This window comes from Streptomyces sp. MK37H, assembly GCF_018035285.1.
In the GTDB taxonomy this organism is placed as follows: Bacteria; Actinomycetota; Actinomycetes; order Streptomycetales; family Streptomycetaceae; genus Streptomyces; species Streptomyces endocoffeicus.
In genome coordinates this window covers 1-8,674 of sequence record NZ_JAAAYH010000385.1, presented here as the reverse complement: position 1 = coordinate 8,674, position 8,674 = coordinate 1, and the positions used below count along the sequence as shown (strand labels likewise).

The window sequence follows — 8,674 nt, the reverse complement described above, 5'->3', positions numbered from 1 at the left end:
GCGTGCGAGCAGCAGCCCGCCCACGAAGGTGTCGCCGAGGCCGATGGTGGCCGCGGGCCGGCGGAGATGGGGCGCGGGCACGCAGTCCGCCCGCAGTCCGTCCCCGAGCGGGCCGTCGGCCGGGCGGTCCTCGGTGTAGCCGGCCGCGGCCGGCGGTTCGAGGTCGGCGGTGGGCTCGCCGTGGGCGGCCCGCGCGGCGGCCAGCAGACCGCCGGTCATCAGCGCGGTCCGCTGCTCGGTGGGGTCGCCGCGGTGGACGGCGAGCACCCAGCCGTCGGCGTGCACACAGACCCGCTCCAGGTGGTAAGCGGTGGCGAATCGGGCCGCGGCGGTGACGGGTGAGGCGCGGGCCGAGGGCCCGGCGAGCGCGGCGAGTTCGGACAGGCTCATGCCGACGGAGTCGGCCAGCGGGGCGTACTCGTCGCATCCCGCGCGCAGGGCACGGACGGTGGCGAACTCGGCGAGTTCGAGGTGGAGCAGCGGCAGTCCGGCGTCCCGCCAGGTGCGGACGACCTCGGTGAGCCAGGCCCGGTCGGCGGGCCCGGTGCCGTCCTCGGGCAGCCCGTTCATGCCGGACAGCAGGCCCGCCGCGGCGGTGCGGGCCAGTTCGCCGGAGCGCGCGGCGAACCACTCGTCGCGCTCGATCCCGTCGTCCACGAACCGCAGGATGATCCGGGAGGAGCGGGGCAGCCCGTCCGGCAGTCCGGGCACGGGGGTGCCCGCGGCGAACTCCAGGACGCTGTGCGGCTGTTTGGCCGCGCCGGGACGGCCGGGACCGCCGGGACCGCCCGCTTCGTCCCGACCACCGGGACCGCCCAGACCACCGGGACCATCGGGACCACCGGGACCGTACGCGCCGTCCGCTGCCCGGCCCATGGGCGCGGCGGCTTCGGCCAGCCGCCCGGCCGCGACGGTGCCGGTGGCGGTGCACAGCCGCACCTCGGGGTGGAGCACCGCCAGCTGCTCGGCGCCACGGTCGGCCAGCGGAACGACGCTGGGCGCGCCGAGCACGGCCAGCGCCCAGGACGCTTGGGGGCCGCTGCCGCCGAGTTGCACCTGGTCGGGCGCGCCGAGCAGCGCGCTCACCCAGTCGGTGCCGCCCGGCCACAGCTCGGCGATCTCACCGCCGTGGCCCTGGCGGATCCGCCGGTGGACCTCGGCTGCCACCCGGCCCGCCGGTCCGGCCGAGCCCGTCCAGTCGACGAGTGCGGCGATCCGGGCGGGGTCCATCCGGTAGACGTGGTCGACGCAGGCGCTGAATCCGGCGAGAACCGGTGCGGCTGTACGGGCCCGGGCGCGGACCCGCGCGGCGAGGGCGCGGTACCGGTCCGCCCAGACCTCGTCACGGCTGACCGCCCGCAGCGGCCGCGCGGTGGCCCGCCCGGTCACTCCTTCACCGCCCCGGAGGTGATGCCCGCGACGATGCGGCGCTGGAAGAGCATGACGATCAGCACCAGCGGCAGGGTGACCACGACGGACGCGGCGGCCATGTCGCCCCAGGGGACGAAGTACTGGGATTGGAAGCCCGCGATGCCGACCGGCACCGTCTGGTGCTCGGGCGAGGAGGTGAAGGCCAGCGCGAGCATGAACTCGTTCCAGTTGGTGATGAAGCCGAGCATTCCGGCGGCCGCGATCCCGGGCAGCGCGAGCGGCAGGATCACACTGCGCAGGGTGCGCAGCAGCCCCGCCCCGTCGATGGCGGCGGCCTCGTCCAGCTGGGTGGGCAGGGACCGGAAGTGGGCGTACAGCACGAAGATCATCAGCGGCAGGGCCAGCCCGACGTACGAACTGGACAGCCCCGTATAGGTGTCGAGCAGTCCGAGGGTGTTGAGCACGAGATAGAGCGGGACGACGATCGAGATCTGCGGGAACATCGACAGGCCGAGGACCACGGCGAGCACCACGCCCTTGCCGGGCACCGGCAGCCGGGCCAGCGCATAGGTGGCCAGCGCCGCCAGCACCAGTCCGATGGCGGTCGCGGTCACCGTGACGATGACGCTGTTGACGAGGTACTTGCTGAACTCGTAGTCGGTGAAGACGGCCCGGTAGTGCTCCAGCGTGCCCGGGATGGGCAGCCAGTGCGGGGTCACCGAGGACAGATCGCGGTCCCGCTGGAAGGAGGTGCTGAGCTGCCACAGGAACGGGGCGACGGACCAGAGCACGACGGCGCCGACGGCGACCCGGAACAGCACCCGGCGGGTCAGGGCCCGGCGGCGGGCCCGGATGGCGGCGGGCGCGGCGGGGACGGGCGCGGGAATGGCGGTCATGGCTCAGCCCTCCAGGGCGCGGTAGCGCCGGCTCAGGTAGTAGGCGAAGCCCGCGGCGATGAGCACTTCGGTGACGAAGGCGGCGGTGGCGATCATCGAGCCGTAGCCCAGTTCGAGGCCGGAGAAGAGGGTCTTGTAGCCGAATGTGGACAGCGTCTCGGTGGAGTCCGCGGGGCCGCCGCCGGTGAGGACGTACGGCAGGTCGAAGACCCGGAAGGCGTCGAGGACGCGGATGAGCGCGGCGATCAGCAGGGCGGGCGCGATCACCGGCAGGGTGACACAGCGGAAGGTGCACCAGGGCGAGGCGCCGTCGATCTTCGCGGACTCACCCAGCTCCCTCGGTACGGTCTGGAGCGCGGCGAGCACCAGCAGCGCCATGAACGGGGTGGTCTTCCAGACGTCGGCGAGTCCGATGGTGGGCAGCGCGGTGTGCGGATCGCCAAGGAAGTTGATGTAGCCGTCGGTCAGATGCAGGCGGGTCAGCAGGTAGTTGGCGACGCCGGACTGCCCGTCGAAGATCCAGCCGAACATGCGCGAGGTGACGACGGTGGGGATGGCCCACGGGATGAGCACGGCGGCACGGGCCCAGCCGCGGCCACGGAAGGACTGGTGCAGCACGAGGGCGAAGCCGATGCCGAGCGCGGTCTCCACGAGCGTGGTGCCGAAGGCGAAGGCCACGGTGCGCCACCAGGCGTTCCAGAACAGGTCGTCGCCGAGCAGCCGGGACAGATTGGCGGTGCCGGTGAAGTGCGATCCGGTGGAGAACCCCGCGTCGTGCAGGGACAGCCACAGGGTGCGCAGCACCGGGTAGAGGGAGACGGCGAGGACGGCGGCGAGCGCGGGGGCCACCAGCACGATGCCCACCAGGCGCGGGCCCGCGGACGAGGACTCGCGCCTGGGTACGCGGCGGCGCGGGGCGCCCTCGCCGGGCGTGAGCCGCGGCTGCTCCAGGGAGGGTGCGCGGTGCTTGCCGCGCAGCGGGGGGTGTCCGGGCGTTCTGTGGAAGAAGGCGAGGTGGCCCATCAGACGATCGCCTCCAGGTCGCGCCGGGCGGAGCGGAGGGTGCCGCGCACATCGCCGTAGACCAGGGCGCGGGAGACCGCGGACTGAAGGGCGAGACTGACCCGGGAGTAGTGCGGGGTGACGGGGCGGGGCACGCCGTTGCCGAACGCCTCCTTCAGCTTGACCATCGCGGGCTGGCCCTTGGCCAGCGTCTTCTCGTCGTAGACCGAGGCGCGGGAGGGGGCGTTGCCGAAGTCGAGCGCGAAGGCGAGCTGTGCCTCGGTGCCGGCGAGCCAGTGCAGGAAGTCCATGGCACCTTCCTTGTTGCGGGAGCCTGCCGCGACACCGAGCTGATAGCCACCGAGGCAGGAGGAGGACGTGCCGCCGGGGAAACTGGGCAGCGGGGCGACGTCGACCTTGCCGACGACCTTGGACTGGTCCGGGTTCTGGGAGACGCCGTAGACATAGCTCCAGTGCCGCATCATCCCGACCCGGCCCGCGGTGAAGGGGCGGCGGCTGGGCTCCTCGTCCCACGAGAACACCTCCGACGGGCTGACCTTGTAGCGGTACACCAGGTCGCGCATGAACTGGACGGCCTCGACGCATGCGGGACTGTCCACGCGGACCGCGCCCGAGGGGTCGATGATGTGGCCGCGGTTGGAGGCGATGAACTCGACCAGGTCGCACAGGAGGATCTCGGCCTGCTTGGCCTGCCACAGATAGCCCATGGGCACCCGGCGGTGCCGCATCTCGGCCGCGAGGTCGGCCAGTTCGTGCCACTCGGTCGGCGGCTTGCGGCCGAGCGCCCGCATCAGGTCGGTGCGGTAGTAGAGGCCGCCCGCGTCCACGTACCAGGGCAGGGCGACGAGGCGGCCCCGATAGGTGCACGCCTCGACCAGGCCGGGGAAGAAGGAGCGCCGCAGCGCCGCGGAGACGTCGCTGTCCAGCGGGTGCACCCAGCCCGCCTCGGCCAGTTCGGCGATCCACACCACGTCCTGGGCGAAGACATCGACCGTGCCGTCCTTGCGCGCCAGCAGCTGGGTGAGCTGCTGATGGCATTCGGTGCTGGAGCTGGGCGGCGGCAGATTGCGCACGGTGACCCGATAGCGGGTCTGGGTGGCGTTGTAGCGGTCGGCGAACGACTGCATACCGGCCGCGCCGCCGGTGAACGCCGCGCAGGCGAAGGTGAGTTCTCTTCTGCGGCCACCGCCTCCGCCGACGCTCCGGCCGGGCTCATCGCCCCCGCAGGCGGTGAGCGCGGGGGTGGCGGCGAGGCCGCCGAGGGCGATGGCGGCGGTGGCGACGGCCCGGCGGCGGGTCCAGGGTGGCTCAGGGCGTATGGGTGGGTGGTGCGGCTCCACGGCGACTCCATTGACGCGCAGAAAGGCGTACAAAGCTGCGCTGGTTTATGCGGCTCTTTGCTGCAAGCTATGGGTGGCAGCACCACCCGGTCAAGGGTCTTGCTGCGGCTTCTTGCGGTAAGGTGCAAGAGTCTGCGGTGTTACGCAGCGTCGAGAAGGGGGACCACACGATGACGTCAGCAGAGGGCACCCGGGCGGCGAACCTGCCCGCGCGCCGCCGCGCCGACCTCACCGCCTTCATCCAGCAGCGCGGCCAGGCCACCATCGCGGAGCTGGCGAAGGAGTTCGCCGTCTCGGTCGACACCGTACGGCGGGATCTGGACCATCTGGCGGCGCGCGGCCTGGTGGCGCGCACCCACGGCGGGGCCGTGCCCGGGGGTGAACTGGCCACGGCGGACAGCCCGGTGACGGACCGGATGAACGAGCGCCGGGAGGCCAAGGAGGCCATCGGGGCCGCCGCCGCCCGTCTGGTGCGGGACAACGAGACGCTGCTCGTCAACGGCGGCACCACGGTGCTCTCGGCGGTGGCCGCGCTCGGCGGCCACCGGGGGCTGACGATCGTCACCAACAATCTGCGGGTGCCGGGGATGGTCCCGGTTCAGGCCCTGCGCGATCTGTTCGTCCTCGGCGGCGGCTGCCGGACCACCGCACTGGTCACCATCGGTCCGATCCGCTTCCCCGACACCGCCGGGGTGAGCGCGGACACCGCCCTCATCGCGGTGGGCGGGGTCAGCGCCTCGGGACTGTCGGTGTCCAACATCCCGGAGGCCCAGATGATCCAGGAGATGATGGACTCCGCGTCGCGGGTCGTGGTGCTGGCGGACTCGGCCAAGTTCGAGCGCCGGGCACTGGCCCTGATCTGCCCGCTCAGCCACATCGACGTACTGGTCAGCGAGCAGCCGCCGGGCGATGAGCTGGCCCACGCCCTGGAACGGGCCGGCGTCACGCTCGCCGGCCCGTACCTCCCCGAGGACGGCTGACAGCCTGGGCACGTCTCCGGGGTTCCATCGAACATGGAGACATCGGATCTGTCATTGAATCCCTCGATGGGGATAGGGGCCGCTACGCCCGCAAATATCCCCTAGTCTCGGGGTACTCCTCCGGCCATTCCCTCTCCAGCCGTTGACCTCATCCGATGTTTCTCCTACGTTGCGGTCGAATCTCAACCGGGGAGGCTGTAGATGAGACCCGCGCTCAGGCGCATATCCGTGGTCGCCGCGGCAGCGGCGGTCCTGACCGCGCTGCCGGGCGCCGCATCGGCCGAAGGACGGCACCAGGGGCGTACGTATCACATCGCCACCTGGGGCGCCGACCACGACAGCGGCAGCTCGCGCCATCCGTTCCGCACCATCGGCCGCTGCACCGAGCAGGTCGGGCCCGGGGACACCTGTCTGATCCACCGGGGGAACTACCGCGAGCGGGTCGCCCCGCCCTCGGGCCGCGCCGACGCCCCGGTCACCCTGGCGGCGTACGGGGACGGGCCGGTCACCGTCGACGGGACGCGGGCGGTGACCGGGTGGAAGGACGTGGGCGGCGGTCTGGTGGCCGCCGATGTGGACCTCCCGCTCGACCGCGGCGAGAACGCGCTGTTCCTGGACGGCGAGCGCGCCATGGAGGGCCGCTGGCCCAACTCGGGCTCCGATCCGCTCAATCCGTCCTGGGCGGTGGCCGAGCGCTCCTCCACCGATCAGCACATCGACGACCCGGATCTGCCGGACGGCGACTTCACCGGCGCCACCGTCCATCTGTGGGCCGGTTCCAATCCATGGAGCCAGCAGACTGGCACCGTGACCGCCACGTCGGACGGCGCCCTCGATTTCAAGGGCGGCAACTACCGCTGCACCCCTCTGTGCATGGGCGACCAGAACTACCGCAACTACTACCTGGTCGGTGCCAAGGCCACGCTCGACCAGCCCGGTGAGTGGTACTACGACAAGGACGCGGGCCGCCTCTATCTGGTCCCGCCCAAGGGCGGTGTCGCGGGCCACACCGTGACCGCGAAGTACGAGAGCTGGGGCGTGGACCTCTCGCGCAGCTCGCATGTCACCGTGCGCGGTCTCGATCTGTGGGGCACCTCGCTGCGCACCGGCGCGGACAGCACCGGTGTGCTGGTCGAGGGGGTCCGGGCCCGCTACATCTCGGAGTTCTCCACGCTCCCCATGCCACGCGACGACGAGTTGGCCATCCCGCCGGGCGAGGGCCACATCGTCGCCTCGCGAGTACTGAACTCCGGTGTCCAGATCCTCGGCCAGGGCAACACCCTGCGCGACAGCGACATCGGCTACTCCGCGGGCACGGGTGTGCTGCTGCGCGGCAGCGGCAACACCGTCACCGGCAACTACATCCACGACGTGGGCTGGATGGGCAGCTACACCCCCGGTATCGAGGTCAACGGCAGCGGCCAGACCGTCACCCACAACACCGTCCGCCGCACCGGCCGGGCGAGCATCGACACCGCCTGGCAGCTGAACGGTGTGCCCTTCCACGACAACCGGATCGCCTACAACGACCTCTCCGAGGCGATGCGCACCTCACGTGACGGCAGCCCGTTCTATGTGTGCTGCAACCTGGACGCCAAGGGCACCAGCGTGGACCACAACACCGTGCACGACGCGGACGGCCAGGTGGGCTACTACATCGACAACTCCTCCGGCAACTTCCTGCTGCACCACAACGTGGCGTACAACACCGGCACCCGCAGCACCTTCTTCAACGGCCACAGCAGTGTCAGCCTCGGCAACCGCGACCACAACTCCTCGTACGGCGCGGGGATTTCCACCGCCGCCGTCCGGCTGAGCGGCGCCACCGACGCCACCGGGACGTACGTCAGCAACGACGTGGCGCTCACCCCGATGGAGATCTCCGGCCCCGGCGACCCCGCCCCCGTCGTACGGAGCAACCTGCTGCCGCCCACCGATCCGCGCTACACCGACGCGCGCAACGGCGAACTCTGGCCGCGCGCGGACTCCCCCGCCATCGACGCGGGCGAGAAGGTCGACGGAGTGACCGGCGAGGTCCGGGGCGACGGGCCGGACCAGGGCGCGTACGAGTACGGCGAGCCCATCTGGTCATCCGGCTGTCGGCTGGCGGGCTGTGAGACCCGGGTCCGCAACGACGGGTGGAAGGCGACCGCCTCGGGTGGCGCCGATGCCTCGGCCGCCGTGGACGGGGTGCAGACCACCCAGTGGAAGGGCGACGCTCCCCAGGCCGCCGGTCAGTCGCTCACCGTGGATCTGGGCACCGCGAAGACTTTCGGCCGACTCGCGATCGACGCGGGGCTGGACGCCACCGGACACCCCTATGGCTTCACCGTCTCGGTCAGCCGGGACGGTGAGCACTGGGGGACGCCGGTGGCCCGGGTCAGCGGCCGCTCCTTCACCCAGGACGCGGTCTTCGAGCAGCGCACCGCCCGCTATCTGCGGATCGAGCTGACGCGGCCGGGCGAGAACCCGTGGGCGGTGAACGAGATCCGGCTCTACGCCGACGGTCCCGACGCGGCCGCCACCCTGCAGGCGGAGCGCGCCGAGGTGGTCCGGGGCGTCGAGCGTGGCGAGGCGGCCACCTCGGTCCTCGGAACGGGGGACGCGATCGGCTTCCGGGGCGTGCGGTTCGGCGCGGGCGCGGACACGCTGACGGTGCGGCTGGCGTCCGGCGGCTGCGGGGACTGCGTCCTGCGACTGCGCCTCGACTCCGCGAACGGACCGGTGGCGGCCACGCTTCCGGTGCGCGGGACCGGCGGCACGGACGAGTGGCGGGAGCGTTCGGTGCGTCTCCCCCGTACGGTGACCGGCTCCCATGATGTCTATCTCGTCGCCACGGGCGGCCACCGGGTGGCCGCCGTGGACTGGCTGACGTTGCGTTAGGCGCGAGGAGGTGGGGGCGCGGCCGGGCCCTGGCGTACCGCGCGCCCCACCTCCGTCCGCAGCGCGATGAACTCCGGCAGTCCCCGGGTGGCGATCTGGTCGCGTTCGGCGGGCAGCGCCACGGGCAGGTCCGCCCGCACCCGGCCCGGCTCCGGAGCCAGCACCACCACCCGGTCCGCCA

Annotated in this window: 6 protein-coding genes and 1 pseudogene; 2 read left to right on the top strand and 5 right to left on the bottom strand. The window is 72.2% G+C overall.

What is annotated here, in order from left to right:
- The 4 genes from GWI24_RS35195 to GWI24_RS35180 form a co-directional block, all read right to left on the bottom strand.
- Window positions 1-1,389: ADP-dependent glucokinase/phosphofructokinase (locus tag GWI24_RS35195; RefSeq protein ID WP_210950100.1), on the bottom strand; the 1,389-nt coding region annotated here is incomplete at its 3' end.
- Window positions 1,386-2,267 (bottom strand): carbohydrate ABC transporter permease, encoded by an 882-nt coding sequence (locus GWI24_RS35190; RefSeq protein ID WP_210950099.1) that lies wholly within the window; start codon window positions 2,265-2,267, stop codon window positions 1,386-1,388. The genes GWI24_RS35190 and GWI24_RS35195, both read right to left, overlap by 4 nt.
- A gap of 3 nt (window positions 2,268-2,270) precedes the next feature.
- Window positions 2,271-3,290, bottom strand: a complete 1,020-nt coding sequence (locus GWI24_RS35185; protein ID WP_247617304.1) for a carbohydrate ABC transporter permease — start codon at window positions 3,288-3,290, stop codon at window positions 2,271-2,273.
- The gene (locus GWI24_RS35180; RefSeq protein WP_210950098.1) at window positions 3,290-4,630 is read right to left on the bottom strand and encodes an ABC transporter substrate-binding protein; all 1,341 of its coding nucleotides are present in this window, start codon (window positions 4,628-4,630) and stop codon (window positions 3,290-3,292) included. Before GWI24_RS35180 ends, GWI24_RS35185 begins: the two co-directional genes overlap by 1 nt.
- Before the next feature lie 170 nt (window positions 4,631-4,800).
- Here GWI24_RS35180 and GWI24_RS35175 point away from each other — a divergent pair, with 170 nt between their 5' ends.
- Window positions 4,801-5,610: a DeoR/GlpR family DNA-binding transcription regulator gene (locus tag GWI24_RS35175; RefSeq protein WP_210950097.1), complete on the top strand. Its 810-nt coding sequence runs from the start codon at window positions 4,801-4,803 to the stop codon at window positions 5,608-5,610.
- 201 nt (window positions 5,611-5,811) lie between these two features.
- Complete coding sequence (locus GWI24_RS35170) at window positions 5,812-8,493, top strand: carbohydrate-binding protein (RefSeq protein WP_210950096.1); 2,682 nt, start codon at window positions 5,812-5,814, stop codon at window positions 8,491-8,493.
- On the opposite strand, the pseudogene GWI24_RS35165 reads toward GWI24_RS35170, so the two are convergent.
- Window positions 8,490-8,674 (bottom strand): annotated as a pseudogene (locus GWI24_RS35165) (ABC transporter ATP-binding protein); the annotation flags it as partial. The gene GWI24_RS35170 and the pseudogene GWI24_RS35165 overlap by 4 nt on opposite strands.

Bases quoted from the DNA above. Each gene is read 5' to 3' on its own strand.
- GWI24_RS35170 (WP_210950096.1), top strand. From the start codon at position 5,812: ATGAGACCCGCGCTCAGGCGCATATCCGTGGTCGCCGCGGCAGCGGCG.
- GWI24_RS35185 (WP_247617304.1), bottom strand. From the start codon at position 3,290: ATGGGCCACCTCGCCTTCTTCCACAGAACGCCCGGACACCCCCCGCTG.
- GWI24_RS35190 (WP_210950099.1), bottom strand. From the start codon at position 2,267: ATGACCGCCATTCCCGCGCCCGTCCCCGCCGCGCCCGCCGCCATCCGG.
- GWI24_RS35175 (WP_210950097.1), top strand. From the start codon at position 4,801: ATGACGTCAGCAGAGGGCACCCGGGCGGCGAACCTGCCCGCGCGCCGC.